The following is a 19,185-nucleotide window of genomic DNA, read 5'->3' as shown; positions in this document are numbered from 1 at the left end:
GCTAAAAACGGCAGCCAGGCCTATCAAATTATCTTGAACGTCTATTGATCAGTCGATCCGCAGCATGATCTACAGCGGCTTCCAGTTGATCTAAATTACCATAATAACATGGACGGATAGCAAAGTTATGAACTGCAAAATATTTTTCCTGTTGGTCAGACCATTGCCACTGGAACCCACCCTCGATTAATTTTAGTTGCATGTCAATTTTGAAATCCTTTTCAATTGCCCTGTATTTCGCTTCTATCTTATCACAGACATTCTGAATTTTCGCCGGGGAAAAATCTAATCTTGAATAATTCCCGGTATAATTATAGATCAATATTTCGGGATTCTTAGGGTCTCCATTATCAGAGAAGATGTGGTTGGGTTCACCATCCTGATTGATATGATTATAATTAATAATACTAAAAATTCTCTTCAGATGCTTAATGGAGCTTTCAGTTACCATGATATTGCAATGCTCCAAAAAGACCTGGGCCTCTTCAGGCGTTGAACAAATTTTTTCATGTTCACAGTCGGCTATCGTAATAAGTAAAGCTTTATAGTCATACATAATAAAATATTTTTTGTTCTATAAAATATTTAGATTGGTAAGTGCGAAAATTAATTTTCACGATCAAAAATTGATTTGTACTTGCTATATGATTCTTCCCCCATTTTATCCCTAATGAATCGGTCCATTCCAATATCATTCTTTTCCCTTACGTATCGGGTAAAAGGTAGAATATTTTTACAGAATTCAAAACCGTCTGCCTTCATATCGCGTTTGAAACTATCTTCCGGCAAACCTTCCAGCCATTCGTCATAATCCTCAAGGGTTGGCTCTATGGGTAAAGCATAATATAGATAAGCTGCATTACCGAACGAAAAGAGCAGAGAATGATAGTCTCTGTCTTTTTCAGCCATGCTTTTGAGGAAATCCTCCTGTTGTAAATTAATTCTCTCGATCGGATGCTTAACTTTTATCATATTTATATACTTTTTTGTCTAATTAAATTTAAACAGTAATCAGTTCCTAATAATACACACTTTTTTTAATATTTAAAAAAAATTAAAACCTTCTTGAGTTTGGTTTTTATTGATGCAATCAAACCATGCTTATAGTACGATTTGATAAAATTATTTTCCAGCAGCACATGACATGCAAGCTTTCTTAGATCATTTTTATCAATAGATGGATTATTTTGAATAGATTCCAGATATTGTTTTCTTGATTGATCATTTGGCAGCAGATCAAGTGCCTGGATTATCAGGTGTAATTCTCTCATAGCTCTGCAAAAATATTCATTCTATAACTCAATGTATTACGGTTTACCGTAATCATTTTTCCAGGAAAAAGTGAAAAAGAATATTATTGGCAAAAAAATAAAAATTTCATGATACTTTCTTAAAAGTTTATCTTAGAGGCAGATTTAATTCATAAATCATTGATATTATTATATTTATCAACTTTAATATAGATAAATGCGTCCCAGGTCAAATAGAATAAACAGAATATTTATTCCTTTTATCCGGTTAATTTCCAACTTTTATTAAAAGTTATGGTTTAGCTTTTTCATAGGATAATCATGTTTGAAAGAACAGTATCGTAAATACAATACATTAATAGAGATTTTCTTCAATAGGTAAGCAAACTAATTTTCCCTTCTTTAAAACTATTAAATCATCAAAGTAAAAATCAAATTCTAAATCTGGCATATCTATGAACTCAGTCCCAAATTTATCTTTACCTGCTAATGTGAATAAATTACCTCTGTCTCTTGTAAATTTCCAGATCTCAACTTCAAAATTTTTTTTATGACGACAGATAATATCTAAAATGGAAAATATATTTTCATCAGTCCCTATTTCATTGATACCTACCGTTATTTCGAACCCATATTTATATTTAATAAGCTTTTGAGGATATTTATAAAAATCATACAATTCATTGGCACTACTTCTAATTTTAGTCACTTTTTTTCTCATGCTATTTTTATGGTAAAAGTTTATTTACATTATTAACTGGACATAAAAAAAGCGTGGAACTATGTTTACTGTTAAGGAGGCAGTGGAGGCCTGACAAACAAATAAACAAATAGCCCACGCCGTAGCATGAGCACTGTCTATTCTCGTTTGTCTTGAAAATTCCACTTTTCCTTAACAAGAAATAGCTAATGCTTTAATTTTTCCGTAAATGTTATGAATTACAAAATTAACGAATTATAAAATACCAAATTTATTTTTTTGTGATTTGGAATGATATCATATGCTTTTAGGCAGGGAACTGGTGGCACTTTGAGCAAAAACCTTTCATGAATTTGTCCGAAAGATATTTGGGATATAGAGCTGATAACCATTTCCAGCTAAAGAAAAATTTAATTAGGAAAAAGAGTCCCAGTGTTAGTGTTTAGGATAATTCCATAAATAATATCAAAACATATAAATAGAATAAATATTCTATTTATATGTTTTGATTCGGGAGGCTAGAATAATTATAATAGACAAGAAATTTTAAAATCAATTCTGAGGAATCAGATTTATTCTGAATAAAAACTGTTGAGAGATAACCTACAAAAAAGATTAGATTCCTAAAAAGAAATCTAATCAAATTAAAGGATGTATAATAATCTTAAGATGCACTTAGAGATTAAAACAACTAACAGTCCAAATTTACAAAACAATTCAACTCGGAAATAGTTAATGAATTATAAAATATAATATATGAAATCATACCCCCCTAATAGAGGGGACCTTTGTTAAGCGAATTTTAAAATACCGGTTATAGAAATGCCTATTAATAAACGAATTCAAAAATAACAAAATATATTATAATGCACTTCTCAATTTATCTCTTGTAACCGGAATAATTCTTATATCCATCGCTCACTGATTGAATCTCTGCATCTACTGCCTTATGTTGATTATTATCCTGTTGACCTAGTTTAAACAGTTCTTTATTCTCCTGGCTTCGTTCCGATACATGATCTACATTAGCATAATGTTTAAGCCGTTCTTCCTTTTCAAGCTTATACACTCCTATAAGCTCGGCCATAAGATCCGGAAGGTTCTCAAGCTTCTGTTCCAGTTCCAATACCTTATCATCGGTCAGTTTGGTCTTCTGTTCTATTTCTGCAATATTTATCCCTTTAGAGGCAATTACTGCAGAAGCTTCTTCCAGTTTTTCTTTTGCCAAATCAATGGCATTTTGATAGTCCGGAAGTTTAGCTTTCCACTTATGACTGTCTTTTCCATTTTCTTCTGCCCATACTGTTACTTTTCTATACATATCTTCCGCAAAAGCCACACTACTTCGGAGCTCATTAACACTCTCAAATTTCCTTAAGACAAAGGCTTTATCCGAAGTAAGCCGGTTGATATCACTTTCAATTTTTTTCTTCAGAACTTCGATCTCAATATTGGCCCTGGTATAAGGATCGGTGATAATGGCTGTTTTCAGTTCCTGGGTATCGATATCGGAGATATCCAATACATCAACCCCTTTCTTCATGGCCTCGGCATACCGGGCCTGTTTGGCCTGCAACTTCTGAAGCATGAAAACATCGATACTGTCATTGGTGAGCATAAAATTGATCCTCACATTCTCATTCTCATTTCCCTGTCTCCAGGCACGACCTTCCACCTGCCTGAGCGAAGTGAAATTATAAGGTAAAGAGAGGATATAAACATCACTTGTTTTCTCCTGGAGGTTCATTCCCTCCTGAATGGCCTCGCTCCCAATCACGATCTTAATCTTTCCGGAATTGAAATCGTCCTGGATTGCTAAACGCTGCTTCTTTGTGGTGGCACCGGAAATAATCCCGATCTCCTCGGCTTTATATCCTACTTCCCGGACAAGGTACTCTTTCAGTTTCGGGAACTCAGATACTGCCAGCTCAGAGTAGATGATCTGGCCTGCTCCCGGCAGATCCTTTTTGTTCTGACGAATCAGATTCATGGTGTTAAAGAGTTTAGTCGAGTTCTCTATAAATTCTTTAACTGTGGGTGGTTCATCTTCATAATATGGTGACAGATAAGGAGAAATAGCGATAAGCCGGGCATTGAGGATATGGGTAAGAATCGCTCCCTTTTCAGTTTCTGAAAAGCTGTCATTAAGACAATCGTACTGCTCACGGGTAAGATAATTCTGTTCGATCTTATATTCTTTATTGATCTTATTGGGCCGGATCAGCTCCGGGTTATCCTCCTCCCCTTTTATATCGATGAACTCTGATAAGAGCTTCTGGAATAAGGTGTTGTTTTTAAAACGCCTTACGTTGGTTTTAAACTTGACATCCCCCTTGGCATCGATCTCCATATCGTTATCCGCTTCCATGAACGTATCAAAGAACGTGTTCACATTAAAATACCCGGATTCCTCCAGCCTTTTATTGGCGATCAGGGAAAGAATCGAATAATATTCCAGGGGCTTATTGGTAAACGGAGTTGCAGAAAGCAGAGAAATATTCCTTCCGTCCTGCTTTTGCTGAATATACTGCGCTGCCATCCAGGTATTGATCCCAATCTTACTGGTCTGCTGGTTCTGGTTCCTGAAGTCCGATGCAAACCCTCTATCCTCGATCTTTACCTTTCCGACGATATGATTGGCGTTATGGACTTCGTCAAAGGTAAGGTGGTCAAAGCCGAAATCTTCCCAATCATATACTTTTCCACGCTTCATCTTCCCTTCGGTTTCTTTATCTTTCTGCAGCTCGATCTGGGTATCCCTTTCCGAGTTCGTTAAACTCTTAAGCTCGCTTGCGCTGATATAATTGAATTTCGATGCCAGCTCCTGGGTAACTTCAGCGGAAAAGCCAATATTGTTGAATCCCTCATACGTAATGATCGTAATTTCCCCGTCTTTATTGTCGAATTTGGAAAGGTCATAATCCTTACCGAGATTACCCAGGACATTTACCTTGGCATCCGGAATGGTCTCAAAAATAGTCTGTACCCACTGTTTCAAAATACTGTCATTGGGAACGGTAATAAGCGGCCTTTGGGCATTGCCCCGTTCCATGGCTTCATGCATCGAAAGGATCCCGGACAGCGTTTTTCCGAATCCCACTTCATGGGCCAATAGGCCTACCCCTTTCGTGGTAAGTCTTCCGATACCCGCTTTCTGCACTGTCGACAATACCAATTCTTTTCCTTTAAAGTTCTTGTAAATATTGGAAAACAAAGGGAACTTAGAGTAGTCCGGAACATGAACATTATTATAGCCCCTGTTGAATTCCTTTACAAATCGTTCTTTGATATCTTCTTCCAGCTCTTCCCGGATAAATCTTCTGAAGAGTTCATTGCCGACCTCCTTTCTTCTTTCCCGGACCAGGGCATTACGTTCCTTATCGCTGCCGGTCACGGACTCATTATCGACATACTGGGATACTTCCCAATAGGACGATCCCCCGAAAGTATTGGAAGGCAAATTATGAATAAAATCCTTAAACTTATCAGCCAGGTTATAAGGCAGCGTTACGTCTAAATATAATCTTTTTTCAGGACTATACCTCTGTTTTACGACCGTACCCAGGTTAAACTTATGGACAAACTCATGGTTCGGATTAATGATGATCTCTTCCAGTGTCTTTGGCTTAGGCAAAACATTTTCCAGAAGGGCTTTCTGCTTTTTGTACTGGTTTTCTCCTCCGTCAATGGAATCTTTGTCGCTGAAGTCGATTTCAAGCTGCTTTAATTTTTCGTAGATATTTCCTTCCGAATAATAAAAATCATGTACCCATTTTCCATCGATAAAATTGGCTAACCTTGAATGTTCCGCCCGGTTATTGAGCGTTCCGTCATACAGGGTATCCTGGAATGCCCTTAACTCTTCAGGGGAAAGATCTGAGCTGTTCTGTTTCCCTGCTGGAACGATTTCATCGTCTTTGCGGAACCGATACTTCAGGATTTTGCTTTTAATGTCCGGTTTATCCTGGATAACGTATTCACTTACCGTTTTATCATTCTTGGTGCGTTCAATAAGCTTTTCCGCTTTATCGTACAGCTCCTTGAGTTCTGCCGGTGTATAAGCGTTAAGGGCATCCGAATATTTCTGATACTTTTTGATCTCCGCTTTGATGGCCGGGGACTTAAACTTCACGTCTCCTAGTTCTTTTATTACCTGGATCACCATTTCCCGGGTCTCATGGATCATTTCACCGCTGGCCGCTTCCGGAGCGGATGGTTCTGGCACTGATACTGGTATTACCTGCTCTTTTAAAGTATCGCTGACTTCCTTTGATACCGGAACTTCGATGGAAACATCTTCAAACAAATCTCCGATCCGCTCTGCGCTGCTCCGGTTCTGGATCTGCTCTATTTTTGATAAGGCATCTTCAACCGTTCCGGATATATAGGATTCCATTCTTCCGAACCGGTTGCTTCTTTCCTTGGTTACCCCGAGTACTTTCTCCGGATTAAGATCAAAGTAACCGGAAATATTTTCTTCCCGCTTCAGGCTGTTTTTACGAAGAATGATGATATCGGTCCCGATCTGTGTTCCGGCAAAGGCCCCTACCGGCAACCTGAAGGCATTGGATAGTTCCGCCCCGCCCAGCTTTTTCTGTCGGTTAAGCCATCCGGACGGAAGGACCATGGCCAGCATACCTTCTTCTTTCAGTACGTCCAGGCTCCTTTTAACAAAGTAGTCCTCGTATTTGGAGATCCCGGGCTCCTCGCCCAGGCCCTTATAGAATCCCCTGTGCTCCCCGTAAGGCGGATTACCGATAACAAGGTCATACCGGCCGGCATAGTCTTCAGAACTGGATTTTATGCCATTATCATCGATAAACTCGGTTTCAAAAGACCGGAGGTTGATCTCAGCTTCAGGATGGAAAAGTTTCGCGATTTTAGCGGTTGTTTCATTGATTTCAAAGCCGGTAACAAAGGTTTTAGTATCGAGCTCTTTTAATGCCTGGATAAAGTTCCCGGTACCAATACTGGGCTCCAGTACCTGCAAAGCCTGGGTTCCTTTGAATTCATCTTTGATCAGGTTCCGGATAGAATCGACGATTTTACTATCAGTATAGTACTCATCCAGAATCCCCCGGCCTTCTTTAGCAACCCCACCGCTTTTGAACCGGTTGATAATATCCTTCAGTTCTTCAGTAATGATAAGGTTTTCTTTTATAAGGACCTTGTTGTCCCGGGAAACAAAACAAGCTGCGGAAACGATTTCCGCAACTTGTTCGTTATTGATCTTCTGCTCCTTATATTGTAAGATAAGGGCATCAAGTTCAGGAATATTGGTGGAATTTATGAGTAGTACTCCTCCGCCCAAGGGATATTGTTCTCCCTCATTCTTTTCAGCATCATTCTGTTGTGAGCGGTCTGAGGATCTTCCGCCTGGTTCTCCGGTTCCCGGATCGATCCGCTCTGTGCGGCCAGGTCCATTTCCAGCATCAGGGCTGACCAGCTCTTGTCGGCCTGGGTGATCTTCTTGCCCGGGTTGGCCTGCTCGGTCAGATGGTCCAGCGTTATGTTCAGGTGCGTTTCCTCTAGTTTGCTCAGGATCGGGAACTCTTTGGGATCCAGGTGTATCGTTTCCATTGTTAATTGTATTTTGTTCATTAAAATTAGTGATTTTTTGCTCAATGGTAATGGCAATGCCTAATTTATTTTTTAAATAATCATTTAAGTCATTATTCCCATTCTCGGAAATGGAATAAAAAGGCCGGACATCTTTTACATTCTTACCGGAAAATTCCTGAAGGAGCTTTCCGGTAGCCAGATCTCCCCCCTTGTCCCCATCCAGGCACAGGAACAGTTTACCGTCAAAATCCTTATGGAGCGATATAAACCGGTCTACATTGGTAATGGAGTTTAGGGATATAAGGGTCCGGGTGTTTGAGTTTCCGCTTAGTTTCTGAAGCTCAAGGAAAGAGAACAGATCGGTCATGCCTTCAAAAACGATCATCTCATTCCTGGTTCCTTTTATTTCCGAAATGTCATTCGTACCGATCTTAATCTTAGCCAACGGATTCCTGATCTCAAAACCTCCGGAGAGATTTTCCATCCCGATCCCGAAATACTTTTTTTGATTGTTCTCGTAATGGATCTGTTTTGTATTAGCCTGAAGGATTTCTTTCGATATCCCCCTGTCCTGGAAATAGGCCAGCAGCTTTTCGTTATTCGGAACTCCGGAATACTGGATTTTTACCGTAGACCTGGAAATACTTTCTGTATTCTGAAATTCCTTTTTTCTTTCTGCAATAGATTCAATTTTATAATGATGGGAAAAATCTGCCAGAAAATCCAGGGCTTCCTTCCACGACTTGTTTTCCAAGGTCATCACCGCCTTAAGGATCTTTCCGCCTTCCCGGGTGTAAAAACTATAAAAGCCATTAGGCGTAACGGAGAACTTATCATTCTCTTTCCTGAAAAAATAATCATGGCCTTTTTTACTGTCATATTTTACCTTCCCCTGGTTTTCAAGGTGCAGGAAATAATCCAGTACGGAGACCGCACCGGTGATTCTTTCAATGTCTTCGTTTGAATACTTTGTCATTGTTTACCTGTACTATTTATTTGCTTTTTGTTGAATGTACCTGTTAAAGGAAAAAAAATCCCTTGCCTCTTCGTCCCACTGCTGCCGGGGAATAATTTGAAGGGTGACAAACGCATCAGTCTTTTTATTGTAAGAATCGATCCTTTCCAGCCTTCCGCCGTAATCACGCTCTACGTGCTTGTAAAGGGAGTAAGGTAAAATCGTATCGGTCGGGTAGATGTAGAACCGCATATACATCCAGGGAGAATTGATCTCGAACCTTTTGTAATTCTTTTTGAACAGTATCGTATCGGTGAGCTTCCTTCTGTTTCTATAATTCGGGATTTCTTCTTTGGAAAATATGGCTCCGACCTTTTTATTGTACACCAGCTTGCCTTGGTATTTGCCTGTCAGTTCCGATATGACGGTGGAACCGGGATTGTCCTGAAGACTATAGTACAGGGAATCCCTGATAAAGATAGTTCCCGCATTAACGCCCGGGAGTACATGGTCAGGGATAATCTCCAGGATGGAATCGCCTGAATAGTTTATCCTGGAAACATGGAAGGTCTGCATCTGGTTCAGTCCCTTGGAAGCGTTGAAATACACATTAGAGATCATATCGATGCCTCCCTGGCTGGACTGAATCTCTTTGCGGCAGGAGAGTAAGGTTGCAGAAACAAAGAGAATAAGTGTTAGTTTGATTTTTTTGTTCATCGTATTAAAAATTTAAAAAGCGGCAGCACCGGGCTTACCGCTTATATATTATGTTGTATAGTATAGAAAGACGGGACTAATTAAATGCCTCTGGACATGCTTTGCTGGCGTACGTTCGACTTTTCCTGTACCTGGGTATTGTCCAGCCCCTGAATGGGTTTATTCGTATTGATCCTGTTCATATCGGAATCATACAGGTTAAGGGTCTTGTACTGTGGATTTAGGACAGCACTCAGCTGGATGGTTTTATTTTCCACACTCATTTTCACGCTTACGATATCGCCTTTTTCAAGAGACTTTATAACGTTTTCCTTAAGTTCAGGCCTGTCGAATATTAGATTCGATTTCTCTACGATCTGCCGGGTATTAACGCCATAGTCCAGGGAAAAGGTCTGGAAATTATAGTTTCCTGATGTATTCTTCTCTTCCGATACATTGAGCTTAACAAAAGCCTGCTCCCTAAGATCAGTCAGTGGATTGGTATATCCTATCTTTACTGCTCTTCCTTCCAACAGGTTTATTGCTTCTTTTGCAGAAAAGTGATTGTCTTTGGTGACTTTAAAGTTTTGCAGGATGTTTGCGCCCTTATCATTGGTGAGATGCCCATTATAGGAATTAAGGAAAATTTCCCCCCGGTCAAGCCTGGCATATTTTATGGCAAAGTTGACCGTATTTCCGAGTTTGGTTTTACTAGAAACAGTATGGATCTCAAAGTTGCTTTGATGGGAATCAATTCCATCCTTTAAGTCTTTGCGTAGCTTTTCCCCTTCTCCGAAACCAAGGTACTTCAGTTGATCCTTATGATGCTGCAGCTGCTCTTGATTTTTTTGAATATAAATGGGAATTTCATGATAATTGAATTGATTTGTATTTTTGATCTGTCCAATTTCATGGGAAAAGTTTCTCTTTAATTCCCCTACTAAAACGGTAAAATAGTTGGCAGCAGTAGATTCTAATTTAGGTAGTTTACCCGCCTTGATTCCATTATCAAAAAGAAGTTTTTCTAATAAATCGGTCTTCTCAATAAATTCCGCATATTCAGGTTGATCATCTGTGATAATTTTTCCGGAATTAACTGTAGTGATATACTCATCACCTGCAACCAGGTTTTTAAAAGCAACTGTATTAATGTACTCAAGAGCTGCTTTTTGCACTTCATCCGGCATTTTAGCAATTTCAATCGCCTGTTGTAAAAAATCTTTTGCATTTGGAGAATTAAGAGGGATGTTTGGATCTTCTTCAATCTGATATCGTTCCCGCAGCTTATCAGCAAGTGCATCAAACGCCGGATGAGCATCCGAGATAATAGACACCTTATCAGCCTTACTCCTTTCCAAAAGAACTTCGTTTATTTTATCGATATCTTCTCTTAACAGTTTGATAGTAGAGAAATTATCCGCCCGCATTTCATTTGAAACATTATACTCCTTCAATGATTTTAATTCTAAAAGCTTTTCCGATGAAATCGTATCAATGATCTCTTTAGAAGCTTTAGCAAAGCTCCCTTCTACTTTTTCATATCTTTCGAAGATCTTTTCATTCTTCACCTTTTCTATATAGTATTCCAGCGGGGTTGAATTCCCCTCCCCATATTCTCCAAAGACCCGGTCGTCTACCGCTTTTAACAGCTCAGGATCCCTGGCTATGGTATCCCATTTAAATGAGCCCATAGGAAGACTATCGAGTGAAGAACTTATTGCCTGAAGATAGCTCTCATTAGAGGTATATTTCGCTACATCTCCAACCTTACCGTTATCATCATAAAAGGAAAGCTTGCCTACAACTTCTTCCTTTTCTCTCTTTGCATCTGAGATTATAGTGCTAAGTTCCTGGATATAGGCAGACGTATACTGTACATGGCCAATCGCTTTTTCTTTCTCCACTATTTTAATATAGTGTTCGAGAGAATAAGGATTTTTAGGTCCTAAAATAAGATCTCCTACCTTTTTAAGGAGTTCGGGATCTCGTAGCAGGGTTTCATGCTTAAAATTAATCCGGCCTATCTGTTCCTGCAGGGCTTTAAGATAATCATCAGTTGATGTGTAGACCTTGGTTTCTGATTCTTTTCCTATAATATCAAACCTGGTAATCTTTCCGATCTCTATTTCAGGTGCAGGTACTTTCTGAGATAACATATCTTTTATTTCATCTTTAATTTCATTTTTTACCATATCAATATAATGCTCAAGGGGAAGAATACTTTTGCGGTCCAAAGTCAGAATATCATCTACTTTCTTTAAAAGGACAGGATTCCTGAGCAGTGTTTCATTTTTGAAATTAGTCCGGCCAACTTGTTCTTGTACTGCATTGAGGTAACTTTCTTCAGAAATAAATTCTTTTACTTCTGCTACTTTACCGAAAAGATCATACCTGGTAATTTTTCCTACAATGTCTTTTTCTATATCAATGGAAATTTGGTTTTCCAGTTCGGGGTTTTTAACTTCCAGTTTTTTTTCCGCTACCGGGATTATAGGAACATCGGGAACAATAGGTGCAGCTGATGCCTTCTTCATCCTGTTCTGGAAGATCTGAAGATATTTTTTTTCCTTACTGGAAAATTTTCTCTCCCCATCTTTGTTCCATCGTTCAGGAGGCGTGCTTTCTTTGGCCTTTATGAAATCTTTGTACGATTTGGTTAAAGGAATAATATTCCTTTCAAACCACGATAATTCTGTGCTCATAATTTTACAGTTAAAAGTGTATTTTGAGTAAAAGTCTAGAATAAAACCCCTATAAACAACGTTTACAACATGTTATAGGCTAAATAATACCAAAATGGGCTAAATGATACATCATATAAAAAAACCATTTCTACTTTCGTAAAAATGGTTTTGGAGATATTGTATTACACGTTAAAATTTATCTTCTAAATCCACGAGGCCTTTCAGCCTCCTGCTCTTCTTCTTGTTCCTGTTCAAATTCTTCCTGCCTTTCCCGGTTAGCATCCTGGTACAGATCCGGATCATTAACATTCAGCTGGATATCCTCTTTTCCATTTTTGAACTTTTTATCTTCAGTAGGTAAGATGCTCTCTATTGAACTGAGCTCCTTGCTGACAATATTAATATCCACGGAAATCTCTTTGGCGATCTCCGGGTACTCTTCTACCTTATCCTTTAGGAATGATTTGAGCTGCTGCAGTTCATATTTATAGCGCTGGATCTGGTCTGCATTTTTTGTCTCTGCAACCATTTTCGTAATTTCTGCCGCATCTTTTATAAAATCATATTCCTTAGTGACTTTTAGTAATGCGTCATAAATGAATGCCTTTTTCTCAAACTCCTTATATTTTCCATCCGGGGAAATATTCTGTATACCGGAATATTCAATTCCGTTTTTACTGTTTACAAGGATATCAGAAAGGTTTTTATCCCTTTCATATAGATTAACGTCCAGCTGCGAGTTATTGCCGGTAAGCTGGAACGTTACCCTTCTTTTGTCATTATCCGCTACGATAACAAATCCCTGCAGGAATTTCTGGATATCATCTGCTGTTAATTTTTTTGAAAAAGAATTATCAGCTTCGATAATGCCGTATTTCTTTAAATCGTCTGTTGGTAATGTGCCGTTTTTACTTTTCATTGTAAAGTGCTATTAAGTTATTTATTTTAATTAAGTCGTTTAAAAAACCAGCTGGGTTTATATTTTGCCCGTACTCTTTCACGGAGAAGTGTAGGTGCGGCCCAGTAGAATTTCCACTGTTTCCGCTTTTTCCGATTACGTAACCGGCTATTACTTTTTCTCCCGGTTTATAGTACATTTCCGATAGATGTAGGTACGAAGTCTCGAACCTGTTGAAATGTTTTACTTTCATATAATTGCCTCCGCCTTTAGGGTCCCACCCCGCAGCGGTGACAATACCATCCATTACGGTGTATACATTTTCGTAACTGGCTTTTAGATCAATGCCGTTATGCATTTTTTTTGTTCCGAAAATCGGGTGTACCCGTGATCCATATGAAGAAGTAATGATTATTTTATTTCTAACCGGCATTACAATTCTTGATCCGGACTCTTCTTCCGGTGCCTCTACCAGATCATACTTTGTTAGAGAATAGTTTGTATCTGGCCGTTTTTCACGATGCCGGACTTTTTCCATTGCTATGGCCAGTAATGAGTCTTTTATTTTTTGATACTCTGATTTTTTTTCGCTGCTTTTTACTCCCAGGTCTTTTATAAGGATCTTCAGGGAATCAATCTCATTTTTCAGATCCGATTTACTCGGGCTGTTAAAGATTTTTATCCAGGGCTTTTTAATCTTTCTTATAGTGGCCACATTTTCTTCCTTTTGGGTCTCTGCTGTTTTTTTGTATTCCTGGTTTTCTCTTTTTGGATGGCTCGGCATCAGCGTATTAAACTGAGCATAAGACAAACTGCCGGTTACCATCAATAATGTAATCAGGATCTTTACTTTCGTATATATCATAATCTCAGACAGATTGCTGCCTGGTTTTAATTCTCCGAGAATCAATTGAATTTTATCATCAAAGGACTGATCTACTGTTTCAAAAAGAAATGCTGCTTTTTCGTTTTTGGTATTAATTGTCATTTAAGTTTAATTTAAGTTTATTTTTAATCCGGCTTAACAAGCTCATTCACGAGCAACTCTACCTCTTTGCTGATGCGTCTGTAGTTTGTCATCAGCACTTCATTTTTCCGATCAACGCCTGATTTATCAATAAAGGAGTAATATAATGGCATCTTAACATAATTTTCCTCTTCTTCTTTTATCGCTTTCATATCCAGGTTAATTTTCCCACTAAAAGCGGATGACTTGTATACTTCGGTATCATTCTCTTCACCCTGGGCAATCATGCCGACCATTTCCCCCGTTCTCAGGGCAGCTATTTTTCCGGCCGGGATCATGTTGTCCATTTTTTCATTGATGCTGGTGGTGGTTCCCTGCTGCGAAATAGATTGGGAGTACGTTTTCTGTTTTATTTTTCCAAACAGCTTTTCAAGCCAGTCCAATGTATTTTTATCCCTTGCGGATCCGGAGAAAACATTTCCAACTATAGCGGCAATAGTATCGGCAACTTCTTTTTTATAAAACTGCTTGAGCTGCGGAATCTCCTGAAGCCCCAGGAGAACAGCAACCCGGTTACTTCTCGCTGTCGCAATGATATTGTCGATCTTATGAATATAAATCGTCGGGAACTCATCGGCTATGATCCCTCCCGGAAGATTGTGTTTAGAATTGACAAGACGTAGGGTCCTGTTGAGAACCGAAGAGTATAGGGCTGAGTTAATATCTTGTGTGGCCGGATCAGAGGCCAGGATGATGATAGAAGGATTTTCACGGTCCGTTATCTTCAGTTCCACGTCATCCCCGGAAAAAACCCAGAAACTTTCTTTTGTGGCCAGCCTAGATAAAAAGATCTTCAGGGTACCTACCTGCCCTTCTAACTGGTCAAAAGCTTTATTATCATAAGCCGATTTAAAGGGGGATAACAGGGAATAGAGTTCCTCATGATTGAAAAGCGTATCGAATATTTCCTTATAACTCCGGTTCATAAAGGACAGGATATGCGGCAGTGTTGAGTACTTTCCATTTTGATAGGTAGCAAAGAAATAAATGCATGAGGAAAGAAAGTTGATCGCGGATTGGGTGAAGAACTGATCAGCTCCACCTCCCGCGCTGGCTCCTCCTTTTTGCAGGGAAGAAACCATTGATTCCGCCATTTCCTGAGCATCCGCCAATGTTTCCACATATTTTTTTGCAAATGGATTAATTCTTTTTGACTGCTCTACCTTATTAAGGTTGATGACATGAAAACCATAATTGTAATCAGAATCCTTACTTTTTTTAAGCAGATAATGATAATAAGCGATCTGCGCCAGGTCCGGAAATTTAAAATCATAGATGCAGAGACAAAAACCTTTAGCAATCATCTGCCGGATCGCTGGATTGATAATCCCGAAAGACTTACCGGAACCCGGAGTACCTATTACCCAAGTCCCACGGAATGGATTGATGTTGATCCATCCTTTATTTAATTTACCTTTATACCAATACAGATAAGGAATATTGATTGTATGATCACCAACTACAAGTTCCTGGTTCTGGTCAAAGCTTTCTTCTTCCACATTCCATCGGTCTTTCCCCATTTTTTGCTTCATCAGTTTGGATATACTATCCGCACCCATCTGAAGCACTACCGCACCGATAAAAGACAGGAGCGCATAACCGACCTGGTATATATTCATGCCCGGCAATACTTTTGGGAGCAGAGGATCTGCAGCCTCGCCTTGCCATAACAATGAAGAAAAGATCATCAGAAGCCCCACCACCATCGGAATTATTATTCCGGTAGTGGTATTAAGGTCTTTCTTTTTTTGGGCTTTGGTCCCGATGGCCACAAGTCCGATAAGAATAAGCGTAGCGAACTTTGCATTTACCGGAGGGTAAAAGAAACTGAGCTTAGTGAAATTCTTCAATAAATTGGAAAGCACCGGCACATCCGCATGAAGATAAAATAGAGATGCACAATCCAATGCCACTACTCCGTACACCGCCTTCTGGACAAATCCATATAGTTTTAATTGATGTTGCTGTTCCTGCATTTTCTTTTTAAATAATTGAGTTGTTTTTGTAAATTTTTAGCTTTCGTATCTAATCGCCGGTTATCAATCTTTAGCTTCTCTATGTCATTAATATTTTCTCTAATCTTTCCCTTGATTATTTCGTTTGTACTCACAAAACGGTCGAATTTTTCTGATAAGGATTTCAATTTTTTTTCTAACTCTCCTAATTTGTTTTTATCCAGTTGAGTTTCCTGGTGCTTCTCTTTTTCTGTTGATCTCCAATGTCCTATCATAAACATAAAGAAAACAGCACACCCGACTATTGAAAAAAGATTAACGAGACTTTCAAAATCAAAACTTCCCATCATTTTTAAAAGGTATCTGCTTTTAGAATATCTGAATAGTTCACCTTCATTTCAATAGTCCTTCCGGAGAGCTGCTCCTCAATCATGCGGATCATCAGAACTTTGCTGTTGGGATAGGTGAACTTTTTAAATACATAGATATTCCTGAAATTCTTCCTGAAGTGTTTCTGTGAGTTCAGTTTGAAAAGCGGAGCCAGCTCGATGCTTTGATTGTTGGTCGCTTTATAGATCTTCTTGTCTTCTATGGAAAACTTCAGGTCCTCTATATCATATGCCAGGTTAGAATCATTTTTAAAGGTCATATCCAGGAAAATATAGTCGCTCATTACATACACGTTATTCAGCTGGAAAGTCAGTTTGAGACTTTTATTTTGCTGGACCGGATTTTTTTCGGATTTCTTCTGTATGATATCCATGGCAAAATTTCTCAGTTCCAGATTGGAAAAGGTCAATTTATCAAATTCAATCGGCTGCATGGCCTCAGGCTGGATATGAATGTTGGTAACGGTATTCAGATTGTCAGAATTCCTGTAGATGGCCTTGTACTGAGCAATAAAAGATTGCCCTACTACGGTAATGATCCCGATTTTGCTGCCTACGGAATACCGCATAGGTAATTTAGCTTTTCCTTTTTCTTCGGTATCCACAGGATCAGTGATTTTTATCCTGGCAATATTGGTTGCCGGAAGATCACCGGTGAGCTGCTGGGTAGAGAGGTCAACGTACTGGATGGGTTCCGGTGATATTATATGAAGGTTGATCCCTTCCGTGATTTCAATTTCCGGGAGATCTGATGTAATCTTTTCCTTAGTGGCGGTCTGCGCCGATAAGAATTGAGCAGTAAAGATAAGTAGGGTTAAAACTATGGATTTCATTGGTCTATTTTTTATTTATTTTGTTGGTTTTGTGAGTCTTTTAATTGTTTTTCATCGATCAGAAATACATAAGAATTGTATTTAAGCTTCGCTTTATTGGTTTTAATCAGGTTAGCGATGGATTTTGAAGTGGAAGTAAAAAGTTTGGATCCAATCGTGGTAAAGAACCCCTGTCCGCCCATATCCATCTGGGTTCCCTGTACTGAATTGCTTCCCATTTCCCGCATCATATCACGAAACACGCTCTGCGGTACATACAGACCTTTCATACCGTCTACATCATAGATCGAAAGGTTAACCGGATAAATTTCTCCTTTTACGAAAACCGAAACGATCTTCAAATCTACCCGCTGCATGGAGAACCCGGAGATCTGGCCATACAGGATGGATCCTTTGCTGATCTTCTTGTTTCTTATGAAAATATCTTCAAGCAGACGCAGCCTGATCCTGCTGCCGAGAAAACCTTTGTTGTTTTCGTCAATGACCGCTTTGATAAAGCTGTTTTCTTTATCCTTGTAGATGGCGTTAAAATTGTCGTTGATGCCTGATTTACTTACGTTAAAGGTTGAATTAATGAACTCGTCCATTTTCTCTTTATTCATTTTCAGCTTTTCTTCAGCGGCAAGTTTGCTCTGGTACTCAGGATCCCTTGATTTTTCTAGGGAATCCATTACTAGCATCTGCTGTTTAAGGTATTTTACCGGATCCGGCTGTTGCTGTTGTTGCGGCTGGTTCCTGGTATTATACTTTGCCGTTTCTTCTTCATACCCGGTATCAGGTTTTCCATATGACTTGTCATTCAGCATCCTGATGATATCGGAAGACCTCTTATAGTCCCTGTCATCATTACTTCCACCACCATTACCATTCCCTGCTTTTTTATAATAGGAAGACGGGCCGTTTTGTGCCTGATAGCCTTTATTCGCGTTCATTTCTTTTAATGAATCGATCCTGCGCTTTTGAGCCAGGGACAGGTTATCTCCATAATTCATCAGGCTGTCTTCTTCCTTATCCAGGCCTGCGAGTTCCGATCGGTTATCTTCATTTTTAAAAAACTCATCGTAGGCATCATTTTTTGTCTTTATGGAATCCCTGGTTTCTCCCAAGGATAAGGAAAGTTCTTTAGGCTGATCTTTTCCTTTTTTGCTGCCGCTTGTAAGCCCGACCCCTACGTATATGAAAAGGATCAATAAGGGAAGTGCTATCAGGGGCAGGATGTATTTTTTATCTTTAAAGTTTATTTTTTTAAAGTCCATTTTTTAATTTTTCATATTGATTGAACAGATAATCGATCCTCAGGCTGTCTTTCTTTTCTAGTGCCTTCCGGTCTCTTTTGATTTTAAGGGTTTCAAGCTCTTTCACGATCTTTTCCATTTCCTTTCCATTGTGGGAAGACTTATTTTGTACTACCTGACTTTTTGAATACAAAACCGGTGTTGTAATTTTAAAATTAGTCTCTGAAGGAAAGAATATTCCCTGGATAAGCGATCCTATGTAGGAAACCGATAAAAAGATCATGGAATAGAGATAGACTTTTTTGGGATTATTGACGATCCAGGAAAACCATTTCCGGTCTTTTAGTTTGAGTGGTTTTGCCATTGTTAATAAGAGTTTCTGTTTTGGTTGGAGATTTCTTCATTGTTAATGATCCGCCAGTTTTTAAGCATCACGCCATGGGGATTGTTCGGGCTTCGGATAATATCGTCATAAAAGCCTTCCGTAATCAGTTTCCGGGTGATAACCGAAGATTTCCTGGTAATCATCTGTTTCCCGAAAAACCGGAACTTTTTGTTATCCGGGCTAAGCGTAATGGAATCCGCATGGATGCTGACCATCGAGCTGGAAGCAACGATCTGGTTGAAGAATCCTTTTTCCTTCAGGTTGGTATACTCCTTTTTGGCACTGTCATCAATCAGATATAATGATTTCTGTATATTTTCTTTGATATAGGCATCATCCGGGGCCAAGGTAAAGAACAGCCGGTGAAAGAGTTCGATCTGTGCCTTGTATTCAACCGGACGGTTCAACAGTACGTCTGTTTGTTTGGCCAGTACCGGAACCCCATTGTCCAATATGTAAATCGACTTTCTGGAATCCTCGATCATTCTGTAAGAAAAAAAGAATCCTGCGATAACAATAAAAACGGCAAAGGCTATCGTTGCCAGGGAAACTGCCTTATTGACCTTAATTCTTGTTTCAATGTTTTTTATAAGCATAGTTTTATATTTTAATGTAT

15 protein-coding genes and 2 pseudogenes are annotated in these 19,185 nt (G+C 39.0%); all 17 read right to left on the bottom strand.

The features are described from left to right. Positions 1–28: 28 nt before the first annotated feature. Positions 29–556: a hypothetical protein gene (locus SD427_RS18870; RefSeq protein WP_320561074.1), complete on the bottom strand. Its 528-nt coding sequence runs from the start codon at positions 554–556 to the stop codon at positions 29–31. Between the two features lie 50 nt (positions 557–606). After that, positions 607–972 (bottom strand): hypothetical protein, encoded by a 366-nt coding sequence (locus tag SD427_RS18865; RefSeq protein ID WP_320561073.1) that lies wholly within the window; start codon positions 970–972, stop codon positions 607–609. A 633-nt stretch (positions 973–1,605) separates the two neighbouring features. Then, positions 1,606–1,971: a hypothetical protein gene (locus SD427_RS18860; protein WP_320561072.1), complete on the bottom strand. Its 366-nt coding sequence runs from the start codon at positions 1,969–1,971 to the stop codon at positions 1,606–1,608. An 859-nt stretch (positions 1,972–2,830) separates the two neighbouring features. After that, positions 2,831–3,940 carry a helicase C-terminal domain-containing protein gene (locus tag SD427_RS19145; RefSeq protein WP_414017733.1) on the bottom strand — a complete coding sequence of 370 codons (1,110 nt, stop codon included), beginning with the start codon at positions 3,938–3,940 and terminating at the stop codon, positions 2,831–2,833. 705 nt (positions 3,941–4,645) lie between these two features. Beyond that, positions 4,646–5,023: pseudogene (locus tag SD427_RS19140) on the bottom strand (hypothetical protein); the annotation flags it as partial. 44 nt (positions 5,024–5,067) lie between these two features. Next, entirely contained in the window at positions 5,068–5,190 is a 123-nt protein-coding gene (locus SD427_RS19135) for a hypothetical protein (RefSeq protein ID WP_414017732.1), read from the bottom strand. 1,405 nt (positions 5,191–6,595) lie between these two features. Then, positions 6,596–7,879 (bottom strand): annotated as a pseudogene (locus SD427_RS19130) (Eco57I restriction-modification methylase domain-containing protein); the annotation flags it as partial. A gap of 621 nt (positions 7,880–8,500) precedes the next feature. Continuing rightward, a complete protein-coding gene (locus tag SD427_RS18850; RefSeq protein WP_320561142.1) occupies positions 8,501–9,184 on the bottom strand; it encodes a hypothetical protein in 684 nt (227 codons plus the stop codon). 80 nt (positions 9,185–9,264) lie between these two features. Next, on the bottom strand, positions 9,265–11,865 hold the full coding sequence (locus SD427_RS18845) for a hypothetical protein (RefSeq protein ID WP_320561141.1): 2,601 nt from the start codon (positions 11,863–11,865) through the stop codon (positions 9,265–9,267). Positions 11,866–12,043: 178 nt separating this feature from the next. Further along, a complete protein-coding gene (locus SD427_RS18840) occupies positions 12,044–12,766 on the bottom strand; it encodes a hypothetical protein (protein WP_320561140.1) in 723 nt (240 codons plus the stop codon). Continuing rightward, positions 12,756–13,529 (bottom strand): M23 family metallopeptidase, encoded by a 774-nt coding sequence (locus SD427_RS18835; RefSeq protein ID WP_320561139.1) that lies wholly within the window; start codon positions 13,527–13,529, stop codon positions 12,756–12,758. Before SD427_RS18835 ends, SD427_RS18840 begins: the two co-directional genes overlap by 11 nt. 227 nt (positions 13,530–13,756) lie before the next feature. Beyond that, on the bottom strand, positions 13,757–15,748 hold the full coding sequence (locus SD427_RS18830) for a type IV secretion system DNA-binding domain-containing protein (RefSeq protein ID WP_320561138.1): 1,992 nt from the start codon (positions 15,746–15,748) through the stop codon (positions 13,757–13,759). Next, a complete protein-coding gene (locus SD427_RS18825; protein ID WP_320561137.1) occupies positions 15,724–16,077 on the bottom strand; it encodes a hypothetical protein in 354 nt (117 codons plus the stop codon). Before SD427_RS18825 ends, SD427_RS18830 begins: the two co-directional genes overlap by 25 nt. A gap of 2 nt (positions 16,078–16,079) precedes the next feature. Then, positions 16,080–16,949 carry a conjugative transposon protein TraN gene (traN, locus tag SD427_RS18820; protein ID WP_320561136.1) on the bottom strand — a complete coding sequence of 290 codons (870 nt, stop codon included), beginning with the start codon at positions 16,947–16,949 and terminating at the stop codon, positions 16,080–16,082. An 11-nt stretch (positions 16,950–16,960) separates the two neighbouring features. Further along, complete coding sequence (gene traM / locus SD427_RS18815; protein WP_320561135.1) at positions 16,961–18,205, bottom strand: conjugative transposon protein TraM; 1,245 nt, start codon at positions 18,203–18,205, stop codon at positions 16,961–16,963. Beyond that, complete coding sequence (locus tag SD427_RS18810) at positions 18,195–18,548, bottom strand: hypothetical protein (protein WP_320561133.1); 354 nt, start codon at positions 18,546–18,548, stop codon at positions 18,195–18,197. Before SD427_RS18810 ends, traM begins: the two co-directional genes overlap by 11 nt. A 2-nt stretch (positions 18,549–18,550) precedes the next feature. Beyond that, the gene (traK, locus tag SD427_RS18805; protein WP_320561132.1) at positions 18,551–19,165 is read right to left on the bottom strand and encodes a conjugative transposon protein TraK; all 615 of its coding nucleotides are present in this window, start codon (positions 19,163–19,165) and stop codon (positions 18,551–18,553) included. Positions 19,166–19,185 lie beyond the last annotated feature (20 nt).

Source organism: Chryseobacterium sp. JJR-5R (assembly GCF_034047335.1).
GTDB lineage: Bacteria > Bacteroidota > Bacteroidia > Flavobacteriales > Weeksellaceae > Chryseobacterium.
This window is presented reverse-complemented; position numbering and strand designations above follow the sequence as displayed.

What these genes read in the sequence shown, in the direction of transcription:
- SD427_RS18810 (WP_320561133.1), bottom strand. Translation starts at nt 18,548, where the DNA reads ATGGCAAAACCACTCAAACTAAAAGACCGGAAATGGTTTTCCTGGATC.
- SD427_RS18860 (WP_320561072.1), bottom strand. Translation starts at nt 1,971, where the DNA reads ATGAGAAAAAAAGTGACTAAAATTAGAAGTAGTGCCAATGAATTGTAT.
- SD427_RS19145 (WP_414017733.1), bottom strand. Translation starts at nt 3,940, where the DNA reads ATGAATCTGATTCGTCAGAACAAAAAGGATCTGCCGGGAGCAGGCCAG.
- SD427_RS18845 (WP_320561141.1), bottom strand. Translation starts at nt 11,865, where the DNA reads ATGAGCACAGAATTATCGTGGTTTGAAAGGAATATTATTCCTTTAACC.
- SD427_RS18850 (WP_320561142.1), bottom strand. Translation starts at nt 9,184, where the DNA reads ATGAACAAAAAAATCAAACTAACACTTATTCTCTTTGTTTCTGCAACC.
- SD427_RS18835 (WP_320561139.1), bottom strand. Translation starts at nt 13,529, where the DNA reads ATGCCGAGCCATCCAAAAAGAGAAAACCAGGAATACAAAAAAACAGCA.
- SD427_RS18870 (WP_320561074.1), bottom strand. Translation starts at nt 556, where the DNA reads ATGTATGACTATAAAGCTTTACTTATTACGATAGCCGACTGTGAACAT.
- traM (WP_320561135.1), bottom strand. Translation starts at nt 18,205, where the DNA reads ATGGACTTTAAAAAAATAAACTTTAAAGATAAAAAATACATCCTGCCC.
- traK (WP_320561132.1), bottom strand. Translation starts at nt 19,165, where the DNA reads ATGCTTATAAAAAACATTGAAACAAGAATTAAGGTCAATAAGGCAGTT.
- SD427_RS18830 (WP_320561138.1), bottom strand. Translation starts at nt 15,748, where the DNA reads ATGCAGGAACAGCAACATCAATTAAAACTATATGGATTTGTCCAGAAG.
- traN (WP_320561136.1), bottom strand. Translation starts at nt 16,949, where the DNA reads ATGAAATCCATAGTTTTAACCCTACTTATCTTTACTGCTCAATTCTTA.
- SD427_RS19135 (WP_414017732.1), bottom strand. Translation starts at nt 5,190, where the DNA reads ATGTTCCGGACTACTCTAAGTTCCCTTTGTTTTCCAATATTTACAAGA.
- SD427_RS18865 (WP_320561073.1), bottom strand. Translation starts at nt 972, where the DNA reads ATGATAAAAGTTAAGCATCCGATCGAGAGAATTAATTTACAACAGGAG.
- SD427_RS18825 (WP_320561137.1), bottom strand. Translation starts at nt 16,077, where the DNA reads ATGATGGGAAGTTTTGATTTTGAAAGTCTCGTTAATCTTTTTTCAATA.
- SD427_RS18840 (WP_320561140.1), bottom strand. Translation starts at nt 12,766, where the DNA reads ATGAAAAGTAAAAACGGCACATTACCAACAGACGATTTAAAGAAATAC.